This window comes from Bradyrhizobium elkanii WSM2783 (genome assembly GCF_000472865.1).
In the GTDB taxonomy this organism is placed as follows: domain Bacteria; phylum Pseudomonadota; class Alphaproteobacteria; order Rhizobiales; family Xanthobacteraceae; genus Bradyrhizobium; species Bradyrhizobium elkanii_A.
This window is the reverse complement of record NZ_AXAP01000005.1, coordinates 99,786-122,687: the sequence shown is the minus strand read 5'-3', so window position 1 is coordinate 122,687 and position 22,902 is coordinate 99,786. Positions and strand designations below refer to the sequence as shown.

Genomic DNA, 22,902 nt, shown 5'->3' with positions numbered 1-22,902 from the left:
TCAGGGCCTATTCAGAACATCTCGCGCCTGAGATTTTGCCCGAAAAGGGAATCTGCATGAAGCCATCCGCCGTCGACGCCGTGATCCGCGGCTTGAAGAAAGCAGGTGTCAGCATCGTTTGCTATCTGCCGGACTCGCTATTCAAAGAGCTCTATCCGGCGCTCGACGCCGACCCGGATATCCGCACCATTCGCGTCACCAATGAAGGCGAGGGCGCCGCGATTTGCGGTGGCGTGTTCCTGTCGGGCAAGCGCGCGGCGCTGGTGATGGAGAATTCGGGCCTGCGCGCCTCGGTCGAGCCGCTGGCGCGGATGGGGCTCGGGGCCGGCATCCCAGTGGTGATGCTGATGAGCTATCGCGGCGAGCTCGGCGAGAACAATTGGTGGGCGATCCCGCACGGCATCACCATGGAGCCGGTGCTGAACGCGCTGCGCATTCCCTATCGCATCGTGACGGAAGAGGAGCGGATCGAGCGCGCCATCACCGATGCGTTCAGTTGGTCCTATTCGGCCTATTATCACTCGGCGGTCGCGCTGGGCGGGAGCGTGGTGCGATGAAGCGGTTCGACTGCATGAAGGCGCTGGCGCGCCGGCTCTCCGACGAACTCGTGATCCTCTCGCTCGGTGCGAGTGTCGACGAATGGTACAACGCCGCTCCGCATATGCGCGATGCCAGCCTGTTCCAGCAGCAGCTCGGTTGCGTCAGCGCGCAGGCCTTTGGGCTCGCCGCCGGCCTGCCGCATCGGCGCATCGTCTCGCTCGATACCGACGGCGGCATGATGTTCAACCTCGGCATCCTCGCCACCATCGCCAACGAGCAGCCGAAGAATCTGTTCATCGTGGTCTGGGACAATGAATGCTACCAGTCGATCGGCGGCCCGCCGACGCATACGGCAAGCGGGCGCGTCGACATAGCCGCGATCGCGCGCGGCGCGGGCGTGACGCGGGCCTATACCACGCGCACGGTCGAGGAATTCGACGGCCATTGCGCGGACGGGCTGGCGGCGCAGGAGCCATATCTGGTCGTGGCAAAAGTGTCCGGCACGGTGCAGCCCGACATCAAGCGCAAGCACAGCGACGGGCGCGAGGACAAATACATCTTCGTCCGCCACGTCGAGCGCACCGAGAACATCGTCATCATGGGCCCGAGCGAGCATAATTAGCGGATGGTGAGATTGGATCGATCTGCAGCCGCGTGGCTTCTGCACCTCTCCCCATCGGGGAGAGGTCGGCGCGTAGCGCCGGGTGAGGGCGATCAGGTCCCACGAGAGAGCGAGACCCCTCACCCGGATCGCATCTTGCGATGCGATCCGACCTCTCCCACAAGGGGAGAGGTGAGGCGAGTGCGCGGCCAGACTGTCTTACCAACCAGTGTTGCGCGATGACCGCGCTCCTCCCCGCCTATGGTTACATCGTGGTCGGCGGCGGATCCGGCGGCGCGGTGGTGGCGCGGCGGCTGGCTGAGCGCAGCGATGCGAGCGTGCTGCTGCTCGAAGCCGGCCCGTCGGATATCGGCATCGCCGCGATCGCGGATGCCGCGAACTGGACTGCGCTGCTCGGTGGTCCCTACGATTGGGGTTATCGCTACGCGCCGCAGCGCGAGTTGAACGATCGCAGCATCGCGATTCCGCGCGGCCGCGTGCTCGGGGGATCGTCGAGCCTCAACGCGATGCTGTGGTACCGCGGCCATCCCGCCGATTACGACGCCTGGGAGGCGGCGGGCGCGACCGGTTGGAATTTCCGTTCCGTGCTGCCTTACTTCCAGCGAGCTGAGGATTGGGAGGGCGGCGCCTCCGACTATCGCGGCGCCGGCGGTCCTTTGCGCATCGAGCGGCCGCGCGATCCGCATCCGATCGCGCTCGCCATGCTCGCGGGCGCCGCCGAACTCGGCATCCCCGTGATCGACGATCCGAACGGTGCGACCAACGAGGGCGCCAGCCTTCCCAATCTCAACGCTAGCTACGGCAAGCGCTGGAGCGCGGCGCGCGGTTATCTCCACCCGATGACGGAGCGGAACAATCTCACCATCCGCACCAACGCGCTCGCGATCGGTCTTTCGTTCGAGGGCCGCCGCGCCCGCGCGGTGCGCGCGATCATCGACGGCGCCATCGTTGAGACGCGCGCGGACTCCGAGATCATCCTGGCGCTCGGTGCGATCGACACGCCGCGGCTGCTCCTGACGAGCGGCATCGGGCCTGCCGAGGAATTGGCGCGGCTCGGCGTATCAGTCATCGCCGACCTCGCAGGCGTCGGCGAGAATCTGCAGGACCATCCGCTGTTGATGGGCATGAACTTTCGTGCCAAGGCGCCGCTCGGGCCGGTCCGCGACAATGGCGGCGGCGGCATGATGAACTGGAAGAGCGCCGCTGCGTGCACCGCACCCGATCTCCACGCCTTCGTCGTGCAGGGCCGTCACGCCAACGATGAGGTTGCCGCGGCTTACGATCTCTCAGGAGATATCTTCGCGATGTCGCCGGGCTTGATGGGCTCCGCCAGCATTGGCCGCATGCGGCTCAACAGCGCCGAGCCCGGTGCGGCGATCGAGCTGCAGCCGAACTTCCTCGCCGAGCCCGCCGACCTCGAAGCGCTGATCGCCGGCCTCGACACCATCGTGGAACTCTCCGCTACCAAGGCCTTCGCCGATCTCATCGCGGCGCCGGCCGCGCCCGACCGCATGTTGTCGCGTAGCGAGAAGATCGAATTCATCCGCATGAGCTGCTCGACCTTCTTTCACACCTGCGGCACCTGCGCGATGGGCGTAGGCGAGCGCGCCGTGGTCGACCCGGAGTTGCGGGTGCGCGGCGTCGAGGGGCTGCGCATCGCGGATGCCTCGGTGATCCCGATCATCCCGTCCTGCAATACCCATGCGCCCGTGGTGATGATCGGCGAGCGCGCCGCCGATTTGATCACCGGCATGAAACCTGCAGAGCAGGCGGCATGAACGCAAAGGACCAGATCATCGCTGCCGACTTCGTTCTCACCATGGACGAAGCCAACCGTGTTATCGCCGACGGCGCGGTGCTGGTGCGCGGCGGCCGCATTGCCGCGGTCGGCAAGAGCGCCGCACTGTGCGCCGCCGAGCCGGCGGCCGAGGTCACTTACCTCAAGAACTGCCTGGTGATGCCGGGGCTGGTGAACTGCCACATGCATTCCGGCTTCCTGCGCGGCACCGCCGAGCACCTGCCGGTGTGGGACTGGTTGCGCCTGCACATCAATCCGATGCATCGCGTGCTCCGGCCGCACGAGGCGGAGGCCGCGTCCTATCTCTGCTACGCCGAGAGCGTGCTCTCCGGCACCACCACGACGGTCGACATGTGGCGCTTCATGGATGGCAGCGCACGCGCGGCCAGCGCCATCGGCAACCGCCTCGTCGCGGTGCCCTATGTCGGCGAGCATCCGGACTACAATTATTTCGACACGCTCGACGACAACGAACGGATGATCGAGAGCTGGCACGGCAAGGAGAACGGTCGCATCTCCGTCTGGGTCGGGCTCGAGCACCTCTTCTATGCCGACGAAGCCGCGCAACGCCGCGCGGTCGAGATGGCGAAACGCCACCGCACTGGTTTCCACACCCATTGCAGCGAGGCTGGAATCGAGGTCGCCGAGTTCGAGAAGCGCTACGGCAAGCGGCCGATGTTCGTGCTCGACGATCTCGGCTTGTTCGAGACGCCGCGAGCGATGATCGCGCATGCGGTCTGGCTCGACGATGCCGAGATCGCGCTGCTCGCCCGCCGCGGCGTTTCGGTCGCGCATAATCCCGTCAGCAACATGAAGCTCGCCAGCGGCATTGCGCCGGTCGAGGCGATGCTGCAGGCTGGCCTCGCCGTCGGCCTCGGCACCGACGGCGAGAAGGAGAACAACAATCTCGACATGTTCGAGGAGATGAAGGCGGCCTCGCTGCTCGGCAAGCTGAAGTCGCTCAATGCCGCGGCGCTGGATTCGTGGACCGCGCTGCGGATGGGCACGATCATGGGCGCCCGCGCCATCGGCCTCGACCATGAGATCGGCTCGCTGGAGATCGGCAAGAAGGCCGACCTGATCGCGGTGCGCACCGACACGCCGCGGATGACGCCACTGTTCGGCGAGGGACCCTATTTCAACCTGCAGCACAATCTGGTGCACGCCGTGCGCGGCGGCGATGTTACGCTGACAATGGTCGACGGCCGGATCGTCGTCGAGGACGGCCGGTTGAAGACAGCCGATCTGCGCGCGCTGATCGATCACGTTCACGAGGTGGCGCCGGGATTGTTCGCGCGCCGCGCCGCCTGGCTTGCCGAGCACGTCCACGGCTCGGTGCAGTGGACCGGCGCGGTCTGACGGGGGAGGCGATGGCCAAGACCACCGATCCCGTCGCGCTGAACGAATGGTACGCGATCGAGACATTGTCCGAGGTGACGGCAACGCCGCGCCTCACGCGCTTGCTCGGCCAGGATCTGATCATCGACTGCGACGCCGATGGCGCCCCGCGCGTACGGGAAGTCGTCGCGGGCACACCGGCCGCGCCGCTGCCGACCCGCGAGCGCTATGGCTGCCTCTGGACCACGCTCGGCCAGCCGCGGCGCGAGATCTTTGACATCGCTGAGGCCGCGGAGGAGGACCGCCGCTTCGTGATTTGCGGCTGGGTCAAGATGCGCACCTCCGCGCCGCGGGTGATCGAGAATTTCCTCGACATGGCGCATTTCCCTTACGTCCATCACGACATCCTCGGCGCCGTGCCGCACACGGAGGTGCCGAGCTATGAGAGCGAAATCCGCCGCGACGTCGACGAGGTCTGGGCGAGCAATTGCCGCTTCTTCCAGCCGCGAATCGCAGTGACGGAATCATCAGGCGATTTCGTGCAGCTCACCTACCGCGTGCCGTCGCCGTTCACGGTGATGCTCTACCGGGTTTGCCCCTCGGCCCCCTCGCGGCTCGATGCGATCGCGCTGTTCATCCAGCCGATCGAGGAGGAACTGTGCCGCGCCCAGCCGGTGATGTTCCTGGTCGATGCGCAGTCGGCCTACAACGACATGCTGAAGTTCGAGCAGGTGATCTTTTCGCAGGACCGCATCGTCGTCGAGAACCAGCGTCCCCTGCGGCTGCCGCTCGAGCCGCGCGCGGAAATCCCGACCCGGGCCGACGGCTCCTCCGTCGCCTATCGCCGCTGGCTCAAGGAAAAGGGCCTGCGCTTCGGCATCATCGCCGGATCGCCATGATCTCCTGAGATCTCTATAGGCGGGCTACGGCACTGATTCGCCGGCCGCCTCGTCATGCTGTTGCCCTCCGGTCCACCGGGACAGGCCTTTTATGCCTTTATTCCGTGGAATGACAGGGCCGTTAACGGATGATTAACCATGGCTACCGATCATTAACCATTCGAAAAGGAGCTGAGTCGGCCGCGATGGACGCACCTGTGCAGTCAAACCGTCAACTGGTCCGCATGCGGGGCCGATCCTACGTTGCGTTCGTGTTTACCCCCGTGGTCCCGATCATGAACTGGCTCGGGGAAATCGACGCGACGCTCGCCCGTTCACCCGGATTCTTCGTCGGCAAGCCGGTGGTGCTCGACCTCTCGGCGCTGGACCTCAGCCAGAGCGCGATCCAGCATCTCGTCGCCAACCTCGAGCAGCGCAACATCCGCGTGCTCGGCATCGAGGGCGTCAGCCCCGACCATCTCACGAGCAGCCTGCCGCCGCTGCTCACGGGCGGCCGGCCCTGCGGGCTCCCGCAGTCTGAGCCGCCAAAGCCGCAAGCCAAGCCGGCGAAGCCGAAACAGACATCGCTGCTGCTCGACCAGCCGGTGCGTTCCGGCCAGTCGATCGTGTTCACGGATGGCGATGTCACCGTGTTGGGCTCGGTCGGCTCGGGCGCCGAAATCGTCGCCGGCGGTTCCATTCATGTCTATGGAACGCTGCGCGGCCGGGCGATGGCCGGCATCAACGGCAATTCATCGGCACGGATCTTCTGCCAGAGGATCGAAGCCGAACTACTGGCCATCGATGGCTACTACCAGACCGCAGAGGACATCGGCGAAAGCCTGCGCAGCCGGCCGGCCCAGGCATGGCTCGAAGACGATTCCCTCAAAATCACAGCGCTGAATTGATCGACCAAAGGAGGAGAGAAAATGGCCAAGGTTTTGGTCGTGACGTCTGGGAAGGGAGGCGTCGGCAAGACGACGTCCACGGCTGCGCTCGGTGCGGCTCTTGCGCAAGCCGGACAAAGCGTTGTCGTGATCGACTTCGATGTCGGCTTGCGCAACCTCGACCTGGTGATGGGCGCGGAACGGCGGGTCGTGTTCGACCTCATCAACGTGGTGCAGGGCGTCGCCAAGCTCTCGCAGGCGCTGATCCGCGACAAGCGCCTGGAGAATCTGTGGCTGATTCCGGCGTCGCAAACCCGCGACAAGGACGCGCTCACGGATGAGGGCGTGCGGCGGGTCATCAACGAGCTCAGGACCAAGTTCGACTGGATCCTGTGCGACAGCCCGGCGGGTATCGAACGCGGCGCGACGCTGGCGATGCGCTATGCGGACGAGGCGGTCATCGTCACCAATCCCGAAGTGTCATCGGTGCGCGACTCCGATCGCATCATCGGCATGCTGGATTCGAAGACCGCCAAAGCAGAGCGGGGCGAGCGGGTCGAGAAGCACCTCCTGGTCACCCGGTACGACGCCTCGCGCGCCTCGCGCGGCGAGATGCTCTCGATCGACGATATCCTGGAGATCCTTGCGACGCCGCTGCTCGGCATCATCCCCGAAAGCCAGGACGTGCTGCGCGCATCCAATGTCGGTTGTCCGGTCACGCTGAACAACACGAACAGCGCGCCGTCCCGAGCCTATATGGACGCTGTACGCCGCCTGATGGGCGAGACGGTGCCCATGACGGTGCCGGTTGAACGCAAGGGACTGATGAACAGGCTATTACGACGGAGGGCGGCATGATGAATCTCCTGCGGCTTATGAGCGGCCGCTCCGGCTCCGCGCCGGTCGCGCGGGAACGGCTGCAGATCCTGCTCGCGCATGAACGCGGGGTCGGTGGCAGCGGCGCGCCCGAACTGTTGGAGCTGCTGCGGTCCGAAATCCTCGCCGTGGTTTCCAAGCATGTGGATCTCGATCCGGAGAAGGTCGTGGTCAAGCTGGATCGGGGCAAATTTGTCTCGATGCTCGAGGTTGACATCGAAGTGCCCAATGCCGCGCAACGATCCAAGCTGGTGGCTGCAACATGACGGCGGACAGCGATAGCCACATTGCCTGGCAACGGGCGCAGGTCAGGAAGCACCGCGCTGCGCTCAAGGAATTGGAAATCGCCCGGTTCGGGGGGGCCGCTATCCCGACCTTCAACCGAAAAACCGAGCAAGCGATCAGCGAGCTGAAGCGGAAGATCACGGAAGCGGAGCGCTGCATCGGCGATTACGAGCGGCGAACCAAGCGGCCGCTGGCCACCGACGGGCGAAGCCTCGCCAGCGTGAGCTGGAGCCACTGGGACGCCAACGGCACCACGCCGCAGCGCCGCCGCGCCTGACGCTTCCGTAGCCTGATACTTTCGTAGCCCGGGTGAAGCGAAGCGCAACCCGGGACGCCTGTATCCTCGTTTGCCGGCGGTCCCCGGGTTACGCGTTCGCTCCACCCCGGCTACGATTGCGTGCGGCGTGATGCCGCGCAACGCGCACACGCGTGTGTGAACTGCCCCCGAACCGCTATGACAGAGCCAGGGCTTTGGCATAGGCTGCTGTTGCTCTGACCAGAGCGGCAGAGCAAATGCGCATGCGATCGAGGATCGTCATCGCACGGGTTCCGGAGGTCGCATGCAGCTCATCGTCAACGGCAGGACGCATGAGGTTGACGTCGAAGACGAGATGCCCCTGCTGTGGGTCTTGCGCGACGTGCTTGGCGTCACCGGTCCCAAATATGGCTGCGGCATTGCGATGTGCGGGGCCTGCACAGTGCATGTCGGTGGTGAGCCGGTGCGTTCCTGCTCACTGCCGGTCGGCGACGTCAAAGCCGACGTCATCACGATCGAAGGATTGGGCACACCGGCGGCGCTGCATGCGGTCCAAAAGGCGTGGGTCGAGCATCAGGTCGCGCAATGCGGCTACTGCCAATCCGGCCAGATCATGTCGGCCGCCGCGCTGCTCAGCGCGAACGGCAATCCGAGCGACGACGATATCGATGAGGCGATGTCCGGCAATCTGTGCCGCTGCGGTACTTATCCGCGCATCCGCGCCGCGATCAAGACCGCAGCGCGTGAACTCAAAGGCCGCCCGACATGAGCAGGGCCGGCACCATCGCGCGGCGCACCTTCCTGATCGGTACTGCTGTGATCGCAGGCGGCGTCGCGTTCGGCGTCTATGCCTATAAGCGCGAGCCGATCAATCCGCTGCTGAAGGAGCTTGGCGACGGGCAGGCGGCGCTGACGCCTTACGTGCGCATCGACCAGGCCGGCGTCACCATCATCACGCCGCGCGCCGATCTCGGACAGGGTGTCGCGTCAGTGCTTGCGGCTTTGGTCGCCGAGGAGCTCGATATCGCCTGGAACGACATCAGGATCGATTTCGGACCGCCGAGCAGCGCGTACTATAACGGCATCGCCGCCGCCGAGGGCCTTCCCGTTCCGGCAACCGACGGCAGCATCAAGGCGCGCTCGGCGCGCGTCGTGGGCGACGCGGTGAGCAAGTTCCTGGGGCTGCAGATCACCGGCGGATCGTCGTCGGTTGCCGATGCCTACGAGAAGATGCGCATTGCCGGCGCGGCCGCTCGCGAAGTCCTGTTGCAGGCGGCAGCGATGCAGACTGGAATTCCAAAGCATCAGTTGAAGACCAGGGACGGCAGCGTGATCACGCCGCGCGGCGAGGCGCTGAGCTACGCGTCGCTGGCAGCGGAAGCCGCCAAGATCGAACCGCCGCGCAAGGTCCGGCTGAAGCCGGAGTCGGAGTGGCGCTATCTCGGCAAGCCGATGCAGCGCATCGACATCGTCGCGAAGTCGACCGGCACAGCCACGTTCGGCATCGATATCAGCATGCCCGGCATGGTCTATGCGACGGTTCGCGCCAATCCTTCCATCGGCGGCGGCATCAAGGGATATGACGCGAGCGCGGCGGAGAAGGCGAGGGGTGTCATTGCGGTCGTGCCGATCAGCGGCGGCGTCGGCGTGATCGCCGACAACACCTGGCGTGCCTTCCAGGCGGCGGAATTGATCAAATGCGATTGGGCCCCGCCGCCCTATCCTCCATCCAGCGCAGCGATGTTCGAGACGGTCGCGGCGTCCTTCACAGGCGAGCGCCAGGATAGCCGGCTCAAGGATGAGGGCGATGTCGAGACGACGCTGCAGGGCGATGGCGTGATCGCGGCCGAATACAAGGTGCCATATCTCGCGCATGCGCCGCTCGAGCCGATGAACGCCGTGGTCCAGCTCAAGGACGGACGGCTCGATATCTGGACGGCCACGCAGATGCCGCTGTTCTTGGTGGCGGCGGCGGCCGAAGTCAGCGGGCTTAAGGCGGAGAACGTCCACCTGCATTCGCTGATGTCAGGCGGCAGCTTTGGCCGGCGCCTCGAGGACGACTATGTCCGCCAGGCGGTCGAGCTCGCAAAGGCGCATCCGGGATCTCCGATCAAGATGACCTGGAGGCGCGAAGAGGACATGACCCACGACTTCCCGCGCCCGCTCGGCATGGCGCGCATGCGCGGCGCGGTCAGGGATGGCAAGGTCGAGGCCTATGATCTGAAGGTCGCCTGCCCGTCGGTGACAGCCTCTCAGATCGGCCGGCTGCACATGCCGACCTTCGGGCCGGATATCGCGATCGTGGCGGGCGCCTGGGACCAGCCGTTCCGGATTCCGCATTATCGCGTCACCGGCTATCGCGTGCCGGAGCTGGTGCCGGTAAGCTCCTGGCGCTCGGTCGGCGCGTCGGCAAACGGCTTCCTGCACAACTGCTTCCTCGATGAGTTGATCCACGCGGCGGGCGCTGATCCGCTCAAGGAGTTGATCCGGCTGTGCTGGCACGAGCCGTCGCGCAGAGTGCTTGAAGCCGTGGGCGAGATGTCGAAATGGGGCAGCGCTACAGGCAAGGATCGCGGCCGCGGCATCGCGTTCACGCTGTCATTCGGCGTGCCGGTGGCCGAGGTCGTGGAAGTCTCGAACACGCCGCGCGGCATCCGGATCGACAAGGTGTTCGTCGCCGCCGATGTCGGCAAGGTGCTGGACCCGACCAATTTCGAGAACCAGGTTCAGGGCGCCGTGATCTGGGGATTGGGCCACGCTGTCAATTGCGAACTGACCTTCAAGGACGGCGTCGCCGAGCAGACGAACTTCGACGCCTATCAAGGCTTGCGCCTCAATCAGGCGCCGGCGATCGAAGTGCGCGCCGTCGACAACGGCAGCCCGATCCGCGGCATCGGCGAGCCTCCGGTTCCGCCCGCCGCTCCCGCACTCGCCAACGCCATCTTCGCCGCCACCGGCAAGCGCATCCGCGAGTTGCCGCTGAACAAGCACATTGATTTTGCTTAGATCGTGCATTCGCCGATCCGTTCTCGCCAGAATCAGCCGCCCTCTCCCGAAGAGCCGAGTCAGGGTGTCTGAATGGGAGCCAAAATTGCAGTGGCCGACATCGATCGTGACTTGCTGAGTTCGGCGATCAGATCGTCCGGAGGCAAACCCGTCATCGCCCGCCCTAATCCTCCTTTGTCACAGCAAGTGCCAGTCGCCGGATGACTGGCGCTGCGAATAGCACGACTGGCAACATGACGAACCAGGAGAACATCCATGATTGCAGCCACCACATCACGACGTCTCCTGAATGCGCGAGTGGATAGCTGGCGATCGCCGCCGCGATGGCGCACGTCAAACCCGATTGTATGGTTCCATATACGAAATGGCTGTATCGACGTGGAATTCCTAACATACTGACCTCGGCAGGATGGCTTCCTGTCGAGAAGCAAAAGACATGCCCGAGTTCCGTGGTTCTTCTTTTGACCTAACGGTTCGACCTAATCTCGGACACTAGCCGCACAAAAGAGCGACCCGGTAGGCCCGGTTTGGAGACAATACTCGGGGCCGACAAGCGATCAGGCGACTGTTCCGCGGTGCTTACGGGCGCTCCTTGAATCGATTGCTCGCTTCTGAAATTGACCGGTAGCCGGCTCATCGATCGCTTCGGACCCGGACCGCGCGGCCACGCGCCACTCGTTAGGGGATATGCCGCTCCAGCGGCGGAATCCCTTGTCGGATTGCTCAGAATAGGACAATGCCTCCGCAACTTCGCCGACTGATAGCTCCGTCAGTCCGAGAAGTTCGCGAGCCATCGTATAGCGGATCTCATCCAAGAGCTGCTGGTACGTCGCACCCTCACGCCGCCGCGATAGTCTGCTTCGCTTCGCGTGCAAGGATATCTTGCGTGCTTGGGTGCGACACGACGACTCGACGGGCAAATCAGTCAAAAGTCTGTCCAGCCCCCGCGCAAAAAACATTCTGCTTCCGCCGTCGGGCAAATCAGTGATTTAACTCCGCGCGTCTCACCGGCGGATGAGGGGCGGCTCGCGATCGTCACGAACGTTGCGGTGAGATGCGGTGGACGTGATGGCGCTAAGCTTTTTGCGCGAAGAAGTTCGCGCGAGAGGCGACGGTGGCAAGAAAGCCCGGTCACCGGGGAGAGCGCGAAGGAAACCGTAAAACCATCGCGCAGGGAAAGCCGGAATGCTTCGGTTGAACCTGTGGTCCTACCCCCGTGCTTTTTGTTGCACGGGACCCATGGGTGCAACCAGCACCCGGCTTTCCCTGCGCCCTCTGATATCGAAGAGGGTGGAAAGTGAAGCAAGCCTCGGGCGCAAAGCGCCGCGAGAACGCGAGCTCACATCCCCTCCGCTGTTTGAAATTTGAAATCAGACCTTTCCGCCGTCGTCCCGGGCTTGCGCGCCGCGGCGAAGCTCCTAGGCGTAGCCGGGACCCGGGACCCATAACCGCAGGCGCTTGTGATGTGCTCCGCTGCAACTGCTCGTTGGCGCCGCAACACCTCCCTGTGGTTGTTATGGGTGCCTGCTTCCGCAGGGACGACATCGTAGGATGGGTAGAGCGAAGCGAAACCCATCATTCGCGCGCGCGTTTCTCGCGAGCTCGATGTGTTAGCGGGCTATTACAGTTGGCGCCGTGCACCTGCATCCGCATCGCACACGTTCCTTGGCGCGCCGCACAAATTCAGGAGCGTCCAACCTGATACGAAAAATCATCATTGCATTGCTGCTCGCGCGTGATGTGATGAGGGCTTGAGCATCGCGACTGCTGTCGACAACGAACGGCAAGAGAAAAAACCACTCGCTGCAACGGAGTCATTGATTGCCTTGTTTTCGGCAGAGTTCCGGCGCTCATTTGCACCGGGTCTGAATTCAAGCTCGGTGTTACACCTCAACTCAAGATGGAACTCGAGATGCACCATCCAGACCAGACACGTCGTTCGCTTCTGAAGGTTCTTGCCACCGGCGCCTGCGTTGCGGCCGCCTCGCCTGTTCCGGCGCAAGAGGATCAGCCCGGCAGCAGCGATCGGCCGAAGAAGGGCGATCTCCTCGTTATCTCCGAAGGCGACCGCGCCGGCCAAGTCATCAAGTCCGACGACCTCAAGCTAGGCGGCCCTCCGGTGCGCGCCTGGCCGAAGGATCCCGCCACCTCGGTGGTCCGCAAAGGTTCGCGTTTGAATGAAGTGCTCGTCATCAGGCTAAATCCCGATGAACTCGATGATGACACGCGCGCGCGTTCGGCCGACGGCATCGTCGCCTATTCAGTGATCTGCGCGCATGCCGGATGTCCGACCACCGGTTGGGTGAAGGCGGCCGAAAGCGACCAGAAGGTCCTCAAGTGTTTTTGCCACAATTCCGAATATGACCCGCGGCACAGCGCGGACGTCGTGTTCGGGCCGGCAACCCGTCGTCTGGCGGCGCTTCCGTTGGCTCTTACTGACGGTTCGCTCACAGTGTCTGCGGCGTTCGTAGGAAAGGTAGGTGTTTGAGGCAAAGGATCAGGCAACGCGATCGAATTGGATTTATGCAACTAAAAGTTGCGAAAGGTCGTAAATGAAAAACAGAGCAGGGAGGTAGCATCTAATGAGCAGGAAACAATGGCTTCTTACGAGTGCAGCGGCGTTCGCGTGCCTTGTCTCAACCGCCGCGGTGGCTGGCCCGATCGAGAATTACAGCCCGGTGACCTCGGCGCGTCTCGAAAATCCCGAGCCGAGCAACTGGATGCTGTATCGGCGGACCTATGACGGGCAGGGCTATAGCCCGCTCGAGCAGATCAACACCTCGAACGTCAAGAGCCTGACGCCGGTATGGACTTTCTCCACCGGCGTGATCGAAGGCCACGAGGCGCCGCCGATCGTCAACAACGGCGTGATGTTCGTTGCAACCCCGATGGGGCAGGTGATCGCGCTCAACGCCAAGACCGGCGACGAATATTGGCGATACAAGCGGCAGCTTCCGGAAGATCTGTTCCAGTTGCATCCGACCAGCCGCGGCGTCGGCCTGTGGCAGGACAAGCTCTATCTTGCCACGACGGATGACCATGTGGTCGCGCTCGATGCCAAGACCGGCAAGGTGGTCTGGGATACGAAGGTGCAGGATTACAAGAAGGGCCAGTACATGACCCTGATGCCGCTGATCGTCGACGGCAAGGTCATCGTCGGCGGCTCCGGCGGCGAATTCGGCGTCCGTGGTTATGTCGTCGCATATGACGCCAACAGCGGCAAGGAGCTGTGGCGGACCTTCACTATTCCCGCCCCCGGCGAGCCCGGCAGCGAGACGTGGAGCGGCGACGACTGGAAGACCGGCGGCGGATCGGCCTGGATGACCGGCAATTACGACAAGGACACCAAGACGATCTATTGGGGCGTCGGCAACGCCGCACCATGGCCCGGCTCGGCGCATGCTGGCGACAACCTCTACACCAGCGCGGTGCTCGCGCTCGATCCGGACACCGGCAAGATCAAGACCCACTTCCAGTATCACCAGAACGATTCCTGGGACTGGGACGAGGTCGAAGCGCCGATCCTGGTCAACGTGGAACGGGAAGGCCGTCCGTTCAAGGCGCTCATTCACCCCGGGCGCGATGCGATCTTCTGGGTTCTCGAAGCGAAGCCCGATCGTATCAACTATGTGACGGGCTGGCCGTTCGTGTACACCAATGTCTGGAAAGGCATCGAGAAGGAGACCGGCAGGCCGATCGTCGATCCCGAGCACAAGCCGGTGCTCGGCAAGCGGGTCGAATTCTGTCCGTCGCTGTGGGGCGGCAAGGATTGGCCGTCGGCGGCCTATAGCCAGAAGACCAAGCTCGTCTACGTTCCCGCCAATGAGAATTTCTGCGGCGGCTTCTCCGGCGAGAAAACGCCGCTGGTTCCCGGCCAGCTCTGGCTCGGCACCAAGCCGGAAGATATCGGTCTGACGGTGCGCCCGGGCGCCACTCACATGGGCGAGTTGCAGGCCTGGGATCCGGGGACCGGCAAGAAGGTCTGGTCGCACACCTTCCCGAAATCGCAACTGTTCGGTTCGGTGCTCGCGACAGCGGGTGATCTGGTCTTTGCCGGAGGCACCAACGATCGCAACTTCCGGGCCTTCGATGCCAAGAGTGGCGAGCTGCTGTGGGAGCAGAAGACCAATTCCGGCATCATGGGCATGCCGATGTCCTATGAGGTCGACGGCACGCAATATATCGCGATCCAGTCGGGCTGGGGCGTCGACGCGCAGCGTATCCAGGATGCCTTGGCCACCCAGAATGTCGGCGTGGAGAACAACGTTCCCCAGGGCGGCGTCGTCTGGGTGTTCGCGGTCAAGAAATAGCGACGCGGCGGAGCGGGGGGACAAAGCGGCGGACCGAAAGGTCCGCCGTTCTTCGTTAGGGATTACTTGCCTTTGTTGTCGACCTTCGCCTTCTCGTCCTCGTTCATCTTCTTGACCGTCGGATCGCGGCTGGCTTCTCCTGTGGTCTGGTTGGTGGTGGCCGGTGGGGCGTTGTTCGGCAGGGAATTCTGCTCCGCGGGCGTCTTCGCCGGCCGCGTGGCAGTCGCGGGTGGTGACGTGTTCGCTTGTGCGTTCGCTGCTTGCGCATTCAAAAGAAAGGCGCCCGCCAGTAGGGACACCGCGAGCGCCGGGAAATTGTGTTTCATCGATCTGTCTCCTCTCCAGACCGATGAAACGGTTGGTGCGAGTTTGCGTTCCGCGTCATGCCTCCAGTTGCTTGCCGATCGGCATCGCACGGATGCGCTTGCCGGTCGCGGCGAAGATCGCATTGATCAGCGCCGGTGCGAATGGCGGCACGCCAGGTTCGCCGACGCCGCTCGGCGGCGTATCGGGGCTCGGGGGCGGCACGATGTAGACATTGGTCACGGCAGGGGCCTCGTCGATCCGGATCACCGGGTGATCGTCGAAATTGCCCTGCTGCACCTTGCCGTCCTTGAAGGTGACCTCGCCATATTTGGCAAGGCTCAGGCCCATGATTGCCGCGCCCTCGATCTGCGACTGGATGCGCTCGGGGTTGACATAGGTGCCGCAATCGATCGCGGTGTCGACCCTCGGCACCGTCAGCTTGCCCTTGTCGTCGACAGCCACCTCGACGATGGTCGCGATGTAGCTGACGAAGCTCCTGTGCACCGCGATGCCGAGGCCATGGCCCTTGGGTACCGAGCGTCCCCAGCCGCCCTTGTCGGCAACCAGTTCGACCACCTTGCGCAGCCGCGCGGTGTCGATCGGGTAGCTGTCATAGGGCTCGCCGTAGTTCCAGGGATCCTTCACCGAGGACAGATTGACGATCCGCGGCGAACCGATCAGCTCCAGCAGCATATCCTTCGGATCGCGGTTGGTGGCCTGGGCGATTTCGGCGACCATCGACTGCACCGCGAAGGCGCGCGGGATGTTCGAGACCGAACGGAACCAGCCGATGCGGGTATGCGCGGCCGCTTCCGGATTCTCGCACTGCAGGTTGGCGATCTCGAACGGATTGTCGATCAGCCCCATGCCAAGCTCGAACGGCGCCTGGTGGACGGTCCCGGCGGCGAAGGTCGAGGCGATCGACGGAGCCACGCTGCGATGGCGCCAGGCGATCACCTTGCCATTCTTGTCCAGCCCCGCCTCGATCCGCTCGACCGAGACAGTATGGAGGAAGTCATGGCGCACGTCGTCTTCGCGCGTCCACTGTACCTTCACAGGCACCCCCAGCTCCTTCGAGAGCAGCGCGGCCTCAAGCGCGAAGTCGCATTTCGACTTGCGCCCGAAACCGCCGCCAAGCAGCGTGACGTTGACGGTCACGTTCTCTTCGGGGATGCCGAGCGTCTTGGCGACGTCCTCGCGCGTTCCGCCCGGGCTCTGCACGGGGGCCCAGATTTCCGCCTTGTCGCCCTTGACGTTGGCGACCGCGACCGGCGGTTCCATACTGACATGGGCGAAATGGGGCAGGTAGTACTCGCCGACGATGACCTTGTCGGCGCTCTTCAACGCCGTCTCGGCATCGCCTTCCTTGCGCACGACAAGACCTGGCTTGCGCGCGGCTGCTTCGAGCTCGGCGCGATAGGCGACCGAGTCGTATTTGGCGTTGGCGCCGTCATCCCAGGTCACCTTCAGCGCATTGCAGCCCTTGATCGCAGCGCCGGTATTGCGTGCGATCACGGCCACTCCGCCGAGCGGCTGGAATTTCGACGGCCACGGCCATCCCTTCACTTCCATCACCTTCTCGACGCCGGAGACTTTCAGCGCTTCGGCGCCGTCGAAGGAGACGAGCTTGCCGCCGGTCACCGGCGGACGGGCGATGACGGCATATTTCATCCCCGGCAGCCGCACGTCGGCGCCATAGCGGGCGGCGCCCGTCGTGATGTCGTGGAGATCGACCATGCCGATCTCGCCCTTGCCGAGGTACCGGAAGTCCTTGGGGTTCTTGAGCTTCAGGCCTTCGATGCTCGGTACCGACTCCTTTGCGGCATCGGCCGCGAGTTCGCCGAAGCCGAGCTTGCGCCCGCTCGCGCTGTGGACGACTTCATGACGGACCGCCTTCACCTCGCTCGCCGGCACGCCCCAGCGTTTCGCCGCGGCTTGCTCCAGCATGGTGCGGGCCGAGGCGCCGATCTGGCGCATCGGGATCAGGTAGTGGCGCGTGCTGCGCGAGCCGTCGGTATCCTGGTTGCCGAACTTGACCTCATCGCCATGCGCCTGCTGGACGCGGACGCGCGACCAGTCGGCTTCCAGCTCTTCGGCCACGATCAGCGGCAGGCTGGTGCGCACACCGGTTCCCATCTCGGAGCGGTGCGCCACGATCGTGACGATACCGTCAGGCGCGATCGAGACGAAGACGCGCGGGTCGACGACGACGCCGTGCGGCATCTTCCCCGCGCCGGTCTCGTAGGCAAAGCTCGGGCGTATCATCACAGGTGCAGCGAGCACGAACCCGCCGGCCAGCCCTAAGGTCTTCAGGATGCTGCGGCGCGAAACGTTCTCGACCTTGATGTGCTTCTCGAAACCGCGAAGCTTGTTGGGATTGGTGAGGATATTCATGTCACACCCCCGTCGATGCGAGATGAACTGCGTTCTCGATCCGCTGGTAGCAGCCGCAGCGGCAGATGTTGCCGGACATGGCTTCGCGGATCTGGTCGTGCGATGGCTTGGGATTGTCCATCAGCAGCGCAGCGGCCTGCATGATCTGGCCGGCCTGGCAATAGCCGCATTGCGGCACGTTGAGCTGGCGCCAAGCCTTCTGCACCGGGTGGTCGCCGGCCGGATGCAAGCCCTCGATGGTGGTGACCTCGCGTCCGGACGCATCCGATACCGAGGTGACACAGGCGCGCACCGCCTGCTTGTCCATGATCACGGTGCAGGAGCCGCACAGCGCCTGACCGCAACCGAATTTGGTGCCGGTGAGTCCTATTTCGTCACGGATGAACCAGAGTAGCGGAAGATCGGGATCGCCATCCCAATTCTGTTCCTGACCATTAATCTTCAACTTGACCATGATCGTCCCTCGCTCTTCTTAAGCTGTTGATGTCTGCAGGCCGCAAGCGAGAACATATTTCTCCCTGCGCTCGCGACCACTTCTTCTGGGTCTCGTGTGGCGGGCAGGTCCTTGGAGATGTTTAAGGGAGCCCGTTGCACGATCGGTAGTCCGTGTCCGGCTGCTCCTTTGCTATGTTCAAATGAAATGCGCCGCCCGCGCGCATCGGGAAAAACAAATGTTATCAGAAACCGATGCGACAGTGACTTCACAGCCCGGTGTTCTGCATTTGCCGTTTGTCAAAAGCGGGGCCGACCATCAGTGATGTTAGATCGTCAGGATATTTTTGCAAACGCGGCCGACGAAAAATTCACCGCGCGAGGCAGACGCGGATCGGGAAAAGGCGGAACTGACCTATTTACGGGAGCAATATGAAGGATGGGCGCGTGCAGCGGAAAATGCTGCGGTGCGGGCGCAGATGGCACCGCTGGCGGTCGAGCACCGCCAGCGGGAGCGCGGGCAAATCAGGCAGCCTTGTTAAGCAGCCTTGGATTTCGCGACGTGAGTCGCGATCGCATCCATCAGCGCCGGCGACAGGCAGTCATAGGGCTCGAGTCCCAACTCCTTCAGCCGGCCGCGGATCGCCGGCATGTCCTCCGGCTTGGCGCCGGACTCGATCACCGACGAGACGAACGCAGCAAATCCCGGCGCCGCCGAGCCGCTTTCCTGGAATAGTTCGGGATGGATGAAGTCAAGGCCGTAGAACGGATGCGCCTTGTTCTCAATCCGCCCGTACATATGCGTGCCGCAATCCTTGCAGGCATAGCGCTGGATCACGGCCGCGGGGTCGACGATCTGCAGCTTGTCGCCGTTTTCCAGGACCGTCAGGTTCTGTCTCGGTACCACCGCAACGACCGAGAACATCGCCCCTTCCGGCTTCCAGCATTTGGTGCAGCCACAGGCGTGGTTATGTGCGACGTCGCCCTTGATCTCGACCTTCACCGGTCGGTCCGAGCATTTGCAGACCAGCGTGCCACCGGCAAAGTTGCCCGAGCCTTTTTGGATGCCGTTGTCAATCGACGGGTGGAGATGAACAGTCATGGGTCAATCCTCCTGGTGTTTGACACGTTGATTCTGGAACGGGACATCGTGATCCCGTTCCACCTTTTGCTGGAGCATGACCCTTCCGGGGAGCCGGGTCCGCTTCCGCCGACCTGGCACTCCGATTCGGATCACGCCCTAGTAGACGACGACCGAACGGATCGACTTGCCCTCGTGCATCAAGTCGAATCCCTTGTTGATGTCCTCGAGCTTGAGCACGTGGGTGATCATCGGATCGATCTGGATCTTTCCGTTCATGTACCAGTCGACGATCTTCGGCGTGTCGGTGCGGCCGCGCGCGCCGCCGAAGGCCGTGCCCTTCCAGACCCGTCCGGTGACGAGCTGGAACGGCCGGGTCGCGATCTCCTTGCCGGATTCCGCAACGCCGATGATCACGGAGACGCCCCAGCCGCGGTGGCAGGCTTCCAGCGCCTGGCGCATCACATTGGTGTTGCCGGTGCAGTCGAAGGTGTAATCGGCGCCGCCATCGGTGAGTCCGACCAGATGCTGGACGATATCGCCGCCGACTTTCGTCGGATTGACGAAATGCGTCATGCCGAAGCGGCGGCCCCAATCTTCCTTGGAGTCGTTGATGTCAACGCCGATTATCTTGTCCGCGCCGACCATCTTGGCGCCCTGGATCACGTTGAGCCCGATACCGCCGAGGCCGAACACCACGACGTTGGAGCCTGGCGTGACCTTGGCGGTGTTGACCACGGCGCCGACGCCGGTGGTCACGCCGCAGCCGACATAGCAGCTCTTGTCGAACGGAGCGTCCTCGCGGATCTTCGCCACCGCGATCTCCGGCAGCACCGTGTAGTTCGAGAAGGTCGAGCAACCCATGTAGTGGTAGATGGTCTGGCCCTTGTAGCTGAAGCGCGAGGTGCCATCCGGCATCACGCCCTTGCCCTGGGTGGCGCGGATCGCGGTGCAGAGGTTGGTCTTCTGGCTCAGGCAGCTTTTGCACTGCCTGCATTCGGGCGTGTAGAGCGGGATCACGTGATCGCCCGGCTTCACCGAGGTCACGCCTGCACCGACCTCGCGGACGATGCCGGCGCCCTCATGGCCGAGGATGGAAGGGAAGATTCCCTCGCTGTCGAAGCCGTCAAGCGTGTAGGCATCGGTATGACAGATGCCGGTCGCCTTGATCTCGACCAGGACTTCACCGGCCTTCGGGCCTTCCAGGTCGAGCTCGACGATCTCAAGCGGCTTCTTGGCTTCGAATGCGACGGCGGCGCGTGTCTTCATGTTGATCTCTCCGTAAAGCGTGTTGTCGCCCGCGCTCCGCAGCTTCAGTTCTTGCCCATGCAGGACTCTTCCGCCTGCTTATAGGCGGCGGGCTTCTCTTCATGCTTTGCGGGGCGTACGCGCCCCACCGCGTCATTGGCGCGGGCGCGCAGGTAGACATAGAGGTCGTCCATGTAGCAGGCGACGTTTGGATTGTCACCGAACGCCGGCATGACATTTTCCTGTGCGGTACTGACGTTCTTGCGGCCGCTGGCGACGACGCCGAGGAAATCGGCGTAACTCATGGTCTTCAGCGAACTCGCCAATGCCGGTGCATAGGTCGAACCCATGCCGTCCGGGCCATGGCAGACATGGCATTCGGAATGATACCGCCGATATCCGGAGTAGGTGTACCAATCCACCGCCCCGTCGGCTGCGACCTTGAAGGTCGGGTTACCTTCCTTGTCCAGATATTTGCCGTTCTCTTCCTTCACGGCGGCCGGATCGACCGCATCGTCGGCGAAGGCGAATCCTCCAGATACGGCGATGATCATCGCCGCAACCACAAACCAGCTTTTACGCAAGAGCATGTCCTCGAGATCAGATACAGGCAAAACCGGCGCGTGGATGGTCCACGCGCCGGAACGACGTTCGGCTCACTGCGGGAGGGAGAACACGGTGAGCGTTCCGCCGAGGGCGGTATAGTTGCTCAGCGCCGCGTAGCCGCCGACTGCGCCGAGACCGGCAGTCGGATCGGTCAGCCCTGCAGCAAGGCCGATGCCTGCCCAGCCGCCGACACCCGAGAGTATGGCCACATACTGCTTGCCACCCTGCTCATAGGTCGTGACGTTGCCGATGATGCCGGAGGGAGTCTTGAACTTGTAGAGCTCCTTGCCGGTCTTGGCGTCGACCGCCTTGAGATAGCCTTCGAGCGTGCCGTAGAACACCACGCCGCCGGCGGTCGCAAGCGCGCCTGACCAGACCGAGAACTGCTCCTTGTTCGACCAGACGATCTTTCCGGTCTTGTTGTCCCAGGCGATGAAGTTGCCCATGTGGGTTTCGCCGGGAGGCGGATACATCGAGAGCGTCGCGCCGACATAGGGCTGGCCCGCGGTGTAGCTCACCTTGAACGGTTCATAGTCCATGCAGACGTGGTTGGTCGGCACGTAGAACAGTTGCGTCTCCGGCGAATAGGCTGCCGGCTGCTCGTCCTTGCTGCCGAGCGCAGCCGGGCAGATGCCCTTGACGTTGACATCTTCGCCCTGCTTGTCGGTCGAATATTGGTCGAGGACCTTCGGCCGGCCGTAGGTCGGCGAGCTCTTGTTCATGTCGACGCCGCTGGTCCAGTTGACCTTCGGATCATACTTCTCGGCGACGAGCAGTTCGCCATTGGTGCGATCGAGCGTATAGGCTAAGCCGTTACGATCGAAGTGCGTCAGCAGCTTGCGCTCCTGACCGTTGAAGGGCTGGTCGGTCAGGATCATCTCGTTGACGCCGTCATAGTCCCATTCGTCATGGGGCGTCATCTGATAGACCCACTTGGCCGTGCCGTTGTCCGGACTGCGCGCGAAGATGGTCATCGACCACTTGTTGTCGCCCGGACGCTGCTTTGGGTTCCAGGTCGAGGGATTGCCCGAACCGTAATAGACGAGGTCGAGCGTCGGGTCGTACGACAACCAGCCCCAGGTGCAGCCGCCGCCGGTCTTCCACTGGTCGCCCTGCCAGGTCTTGAGGCTCGAGTCCTTGCCGACCGGCTTGCCGAGAGCGGTGGTCTTCTCGGGATCGATCTTGATCTGGTCATCAGGCCCTTCGGAATAGGCGCGCCAGACCTGCTTGCCGCTCTTCGTGTCGTAGGCGGTCACGTGGCATTGCACGCCGAACTCGCCGCCGGAGATGCCGACCAGCACCTTGTCCTTCACGACCAGCGGTGCGGATGTGCCGGTCTCGCCCTTGCCAGGATCGCCGTTCTTGGCCGTCCACTCCACCTTGCCGGTCTTGGCGTCGAGTGCCACCAGCGAGGTGTCGGCCTGGTGCAGGAAGATCTTGCCGTCGCCATAGGCCACGCCACGATTCACCGTGTCGCAGCACATCACCGGGATCACGTTCGGATCCTGCTTCGGCTCGTACCTCCAGACAATCTTGTTGTCCTGCGACAGGTCAAGAGCATAGACCTTGTTCGGGAAGGGCGTGTGCACGTACATCATGTTGCCGATGATCAGCGGCCCGCCCTCATGGCCACGCAGCACGCCGGTCGAAAAAGTCCAGGCGACCTGCAACTTTCCAACGTTCGAGGCGTTGATCTGATTCAGCTTCGAGTAGCGCGTGTTGGCATAGTCACCCGCCGGCATAACCCAGTCCTTCGGGTTTTGCGTCATCTTGCTGAGTTCTTCGTTGGCACTGGCAGCACCTCCGCCGAGCGCCGCCACGGCGCCGATAGAGGTCGCGATTAGCACCTTGCGCATAGTAATTTCCTCCCAATGATGAGCTTCCGCTTTCCGTCGAAACGGCCCATTATTTTTGGTTCCTCCTCCTATCCCCTTCGCCGACGCGCGACTTGCCCAAGAGAGAAGGGCGACTTGCTCAGAAGTGAAACTCGAAGAACTTTTTTGCTTGCAGTGCAGCGCAGTGGAGCGCGGGCGTAACGT

General features: G+C 63.4%; 22 protein-coding genes. 13 read left to right on the top strand and 9 right to left on the bottom strand.

Annotated elements, in window-relative coordinates:
* The first annotated feature begins 56 nt into the window (after window positions 1-56).
* The 11 genes from YY7_RS0107290 to YY7_RS0107240 all read left to right on the top strand — a co-directional run bounded on the left by YY7_RS0107290 (window position 57) and on the right by YY7_RS0107240 (window position 10,486).
* Window positions 57-557 carry a thiamine pyrophosphate-binding protein gene (locus YY7_RS0107290; protein WP_028162666.1) on the top strand — a complete coding sequence of 167 codons (501 nt, stop codon included), beginning with the start codon at window positions 57-59 and terminating at the stop codon, window positions 555-557.
* A complete protein-coding gene (locus YY7_RS0107285; RefSeq protein ID WP_028162665.1) occupies window positions 554-1,162 on the top strand; it encodes a thiamine pyrophosphate-dependent enzyme in 609 nt (202 codons plus the stop codon). Before YY7_RS0107290 ends, YY7_RS0107285 begins: the two co-directional genes overlap by 4 nt.
* Window positions 1,163-1,380: 218 nt before the next feature.
* Entirely contained in the window at window positions 1,381-2,940 is a 1,560-nt protein-coding gene (locus tag YY7_RS0107280; RefSeq protein ID WP_028162664.1) for a GMC family oxidoreductase, read from the top strand.
* Window positions 2,937-4,319, top strand: coding sequence for an amidohydrolase family protein (locus tag YY7_RS0107275; RefSeq protein ID WP_028162663.1), 1,383 nt, complete (start codon window positions 2,937-2,939; stop codon window positions 4,317-4,319). Before YY7_RS0107280 ends, YY7_RS0107275 begins: the two co-directional genes overlap by 4 nt.
* 11 nt (window positions 4,320-4,330) lie before the next feature.
* The gene (locus YY7_RS0107270) at window positions 4,331-5,197 is read left to right on the top strand and encodes an aromatic ring-hydroxylating oxygenase subunit alpha (protein ID WP_028162662.1); all 867 of its coding nucleotides are present in this window, start codon (window positions 4,331-4,333) and stop codon (window positions 5,195-5,197) included.
* A 185-nt stretch (window positions 5,198-5,382) separates the two neighbouring features.
* Entirely contained in the window at window positions 5,383-6,084 is a 702-nt protein-coding gene (gene minC / locus YY7_RS0107265) for a septum site-determining protein MinC (RefSeq protein ID WP_028162661.1), read from the top strand.
* A 21-nt stretch (window positions 6,085-6,105) separates the two neighbouring features.
* The gene (minD, locus tag YY7_RS0107260; protein ID WP_028162660.1) at window positions 6,106-6,921 is read left to right on the top strand and encodes a septum site-determining protein MinD; all 816 of its coding nucleotides are present in this window, start codon (window positions 6,106-6,108) and stop codon (window positions 6,919-6,921) included.
* On the top strand, window positions 6,921-7,205 hold the full coding sequence (minE, locus tag YY7_RS0107255; RefSeq protein WP_028162659.1) for a cell division topological specificity factor MinE: 285 nt from the start codon (window positions 6,921-6,923) through the stop codon (window positions 7,203-7,205). Before minD ends, minE begins: the two co-directional genes overlap by 1 nt.
* Entirely contained in the window at window positions 7,202-7,501 is a 300-nt protein-coding gene (locus YY7_RS0107250; RefSeq protein WP_028162658.1) for a hypothetical protein, read from the top strand. The genes minE and YY7_RS0107250 overlap by 4 nt, the downstream gene beginning before the upstream one ends.
* A 283-nt stretch (window positions 7,502-7,784) precedes the next feature.
* Complete coding sequence (locus YY7_RS0107245) at window positions 7,785-8,249, top strand: (2Fe-2S)-binding protein (RefSeq protein ID WP_028162657.1); 465 nt, start codon at window positions 7,785-7,787, stop codon at window positions 8,247-8,249.
* The gene (locus tag YY7_RS0107240; RefSeq protein ID WP_028162656.1) at window positions 8,246-10,486 is read left to right on the top strand and encodes a xanthine dehydrogenase family protein molybdopterin-binding subunit; all 2,241 of its coding nucleotides are present in this window, start codon (window positions 8,246-8,248) and stop codon (window positions 10,484-10,486) included. Before YY7_RS0107245 ends, YY7_RS0107240 begins: the two co-directional genes overlap by 4 nt.
* A 163-nt stretch (window positions 10,487-10,649) precedes the next feature.
* On the opposite strand, the gene YY7_RS0107235 is transcribed toward YY7_RS0107240, so the two are convergent.
* A complete protein-coding gene (locus YY7_RS0107235) occupies window positions 10,650-10,880 on the bottom strand; it encodes a DUF2798 domain-containing protein (RefSeq protein WP_028162655.1) in 231 nt (76 codons plus the stop codon).
* A 163-nt stretch (window positions 10,881-11,043) separates the two neighbouring features.
* Complete coding sequence (locus tag YY7_RS64990) at window positions 11,044-11,445, bottom strand: helix-turn-helix domain-containing protein (RefSeq protein ID WP_028162654.1); 402 nt, start codon at window positions 11,443-11,445, stop codon at window positions 11,044-11,046.
* Between the two features lie 953 nt (window positions 11,446-12,398).
* Here YY7_RS64990 and YY7_RS50945 point away from each other — a divergent pair.
* Both YY7_RS50945 and YY7_RS0107220 read left to right on the top strand, forming a co-directional pair.
* Entirely contained in the window at window positions 12,399-12,974 is a 576-nt protein-coding gene (locus tag YY7_RS50945; RefSeq protein ID WP_051396587.1) for a ubiquinol-cytochrome c reductase iron-sulfur subunit, read from the top strand.
* A gap of 94 nt (window positions 12,975-13,068) precedes the next feature.
* A complete protein-coding gene (locus YY7_RS0107220) occupies window positions 13,069-14,796 on the top strand; it encodes a methanol/ethanol family PQQ-dependent dehydrogenase (protein WP_028162653.1) in 1,728 nt (575 codons plus the stop codon).
* Between the two features lie 62 nt (window positions 14,797-14,858).
* Here YY7_RS0107220 and YY7_RS0107215 read toward each other — a convergent pair whose 3' ends face one another.
* The 7 genes from YY7_RS0107215 to xoxF5 all read right to left on the bottom strand — a co-directional run bounded on the left by YY7_RS0107215 (window position 14,859) and on the right by xoxF5 (window position 22,719).
* Window positions 14,859-15,122 (bottom strand): hypothetical protein, encoded by a 264-nt coding sequence (locus YY7_RS0107215; protein WP_028162652.1) that lies wholly within the window; start codon window positions 15,120-15,122, stop codon window positions 14,859-14,861.
* Between the two features lie 55 nt (window positions 15,123-15,177).
* Window positions 15,178-17,496, bottom strand: coding sequence for a xanthine dehydrogenase family protein molybdopterin-binding subunit (locus YY7_RS0107210; protein WP_028162651.1), 2,319 nt, complete (start codon window positions 17,494-17,496; stop codon window positions 15,178-15,180).
* Between the two features lies 1 nt (window position 17,497).
* Window positions 17,498-17,950, bottom strand: coding sequence for a (2Fe-2S)-binding protein (locus YY7_RS0107205; protein WP_028162650.1), 453 nt, complete (start codon window positions 17,948-17,950; stop codon window positions 17,498-17,500).
* A 516-nt stretch (window positions 17,951-18,466) separates the two neighbouring features.
* Window positions 18,467-19,030, bottom strand: coding sequence for an S-(hydroxymethyl)glutathione synthase (gene gfa / locus YY7_RS0107200; RefSeq protein WP_028162649.1), 564 nt, complete (start codon window positions 19,028-19,030; stop codon window positions 18,467-18,469).
* 138 nt (window positions 19,031-19,168) lie between these two features.
* On the bottom strand, window positions 19,169-20,278 hold the full coding sequence (locus tag YY7_RS0107195; protein WP_028162648.1) for an S-(hydroxymethyl)glutathione dehydrogenase/class III alcohol dehydrogenase: 1,110 nt from the start codon (window positions 20,276-20,278) through the stop codon (window positions 19,169-19,171).
* 44 nt (window positions 20,279-20,322) lie between these two features.
* Window positions 20,323-20,811, bottom strand: coding sequence for a c-type cytochrome, methanol metabolism-related (locus YY7_RS0107190; RefSeq protein ID WP_028162647.1), 489 nt, complete (start codon window positions 20,809-20,811; stop codon window positions 20,323-20,325).
* A 102-nt stretch (window positions 20,812-20,913) separates the two neighbouring features.
* Window positions 20,914-22,719 carry a lanthanide-dependent methanol dehydrogenase XoxF5 gene (gene xoxF5, locus YY7_RS0107185; RefSeq protein ID WP_028162646.1) on the bottom strand — a complete coding sequence of 602 codons (1,806 nt, stop codon included), beginning with the start codon at window positions 22,717-22,719 and terminating at the stop codon, window positions 20,914-20,916.
* Window positions 22,720-22,902: the final 183 nt, after the last annotated feature.

What these genes read in the sequence shown, in the direction of transcription:
- YY7_RS0107290 (WP_028162666.1), top strand. Translation starts at nt 57, where the DNA reads ATGAAGCCATCCGCCGTCGACGCCGTGATCCGCGGCTTGAAGAAAGCA.
- YY7_RS0107285 (WP_028162665.1), top strand. Translation starts at nt 554, where the DNA reads ATGAAGCGGTTCGACTGCATGAAGGCGCTGGCGCGCCGGCTCTCCGAC.
- YY7_RS0107280 (WP_028162664.1), top strand. Translation starts at nt 1,381, where the DNA reads ATGACCGCGCTCCTCCCCGCCTATGGTTACATCGTGGTCGGCGGCGGA.
- YY7_RS0107275 (WP_028162663.1), top strand. Translation starts at nt 2,937, where the DNA reads ATGAACGCAAAGGACCAGATCATCGCTGCCGACTTCGTTCTCACCATG.
- YY7_RS0107270 (WP_028162662.1), top strand. Translation starts at nt 4,331, where the DNA reads ATGGCCAAGACCACCGATCCCGTCGCGCTGAACGAATGGTACGCGATC.
- minC (WP_028162661.1), top strand. Translation starts at nt 5,383, where the DNA reads ATGGACGCACCTGTGCAGTCAAACCGTCAACTGGTCCGCATGCGGGGC.
- minD (WP_028162660.1), top strand. Translation starts at nt 6,106, where the DNA reads ATGGCCAAGGTTTTGGTCGTGACGTCTGGGAAGGGAGGCGTCGGCAAG.
- minE (WP_028162659.1), top strand. Translation starts at nt 6,921, where the DNA reads ATGAATCTCCTGCGGCTTATGAGCGGCCGCTCCGGCTCCGCGCCGGTC.
- YY7_RS0107250 (WP_028162658.1), top strand. Translation starts at nt 7,202, where the DNA reads ATGACGGCGGACAGCGATAGCCACATTGCCTGGCAACGGGCGCAGGTC.
- YY7_RS0107245 (WP_028162657.1), top strand. Translation starts at nt 7,785, where the DNA reads ATGCAGCTCATCGTCAACGGCAGGACGCATGAGGTTGACGTCGAAGAC.
- YY7_RS0107240 (WP_028162656.1), top strand. Translation starts at nt 8,246, where the DNA reads ATGAGCAGGGCCGGCACCATCGCGCGGCGCACCTTCCTGATCGGTACT.
- YY7_RS0107235 (WP_028162655.1), bottom strand. Translation starts at nt 10,880, where the DNA reads ATGTTAGGAATTCCACGTCGATACAGCCATTTCGTATATGGAACCATA.
- YY7_RS64990 (WP_028162654.1), bottom strand. Translation starts at nt 11,445, where the DNA reads ATGTTTTTTGCGCGGGGGCTGGACAGACTTTTGACTGATTTGCCCGTC.
- YY7_RS50945 (WP_051396587.1), top strand. Translation starts at nt 12,399, where the DNA reads ATGCACCATCCAGACCAGACACGTCGTTCGCTTCTGAAGGTTCTTGCC.
- YY7_RS0107220 (WP_028162653.1), top strand. Translation starts at nt 13,069, where the DNA reads ATGAGCAGGAAACAATGGCTTCTTACGAGTGCAGCGGCGTTCGCGTGC.
- YY7_RS0107215 (WP_028162652.1), bottom strand. Translation starts at nt 15,122, where the DNA reads ATGAAACACAATTTCCCGGCGCTCGCGGTGTCCCTACTGGCGGGCGCC.
- YY7_RS0107210 (WP_028162651.1), bottom strand. Translation starts at nt 17,496, where the DNA reads ATGAATATCCTCACCAATCCCAACAAGCTTCGCGGTTTCGAGAAGCAC.
- YY7_RS0107205 (WP_028162650.1), bottom strand. Translation starts at nt 17,950, where the DNA reads ATGGTCAAGTTGAAGATTAATGGTCAGGAACAGAATTGGGATGGCGAT.
- gfa (WP_028162649.1), bottom strand. Translation starts at nt 19,030, where the DNA reads ATGACTGTTCATCTCCACCCGTCGATTGACAACGGCATCCAAAAAGGC.
- YY7_RS0107195 (WP_028162648.1), bottom strand. Translation starts at nt 20,278, where the DNA reads ATGAAGACACGCGCCGCCGTCGCATTCGAAGCCAAGAAGCCGCTTGAG.
- YY7_RS0107190 (WP_028162647.1), bottom strand. Translation starts at nt 20,811, where the DNA reads ATGATCATCGCCGTATCTGGAGGATTCGCCTTCGCCGACGATGCGGTC.
- xoxF5 (WP_028162646.1), bottom strand. Translation starts at nt 22,719, where the DNA reads ATGCGCAAGGTGCTAATCGCGACCTCTATCGGCGCCGTGGCGGCGCTC.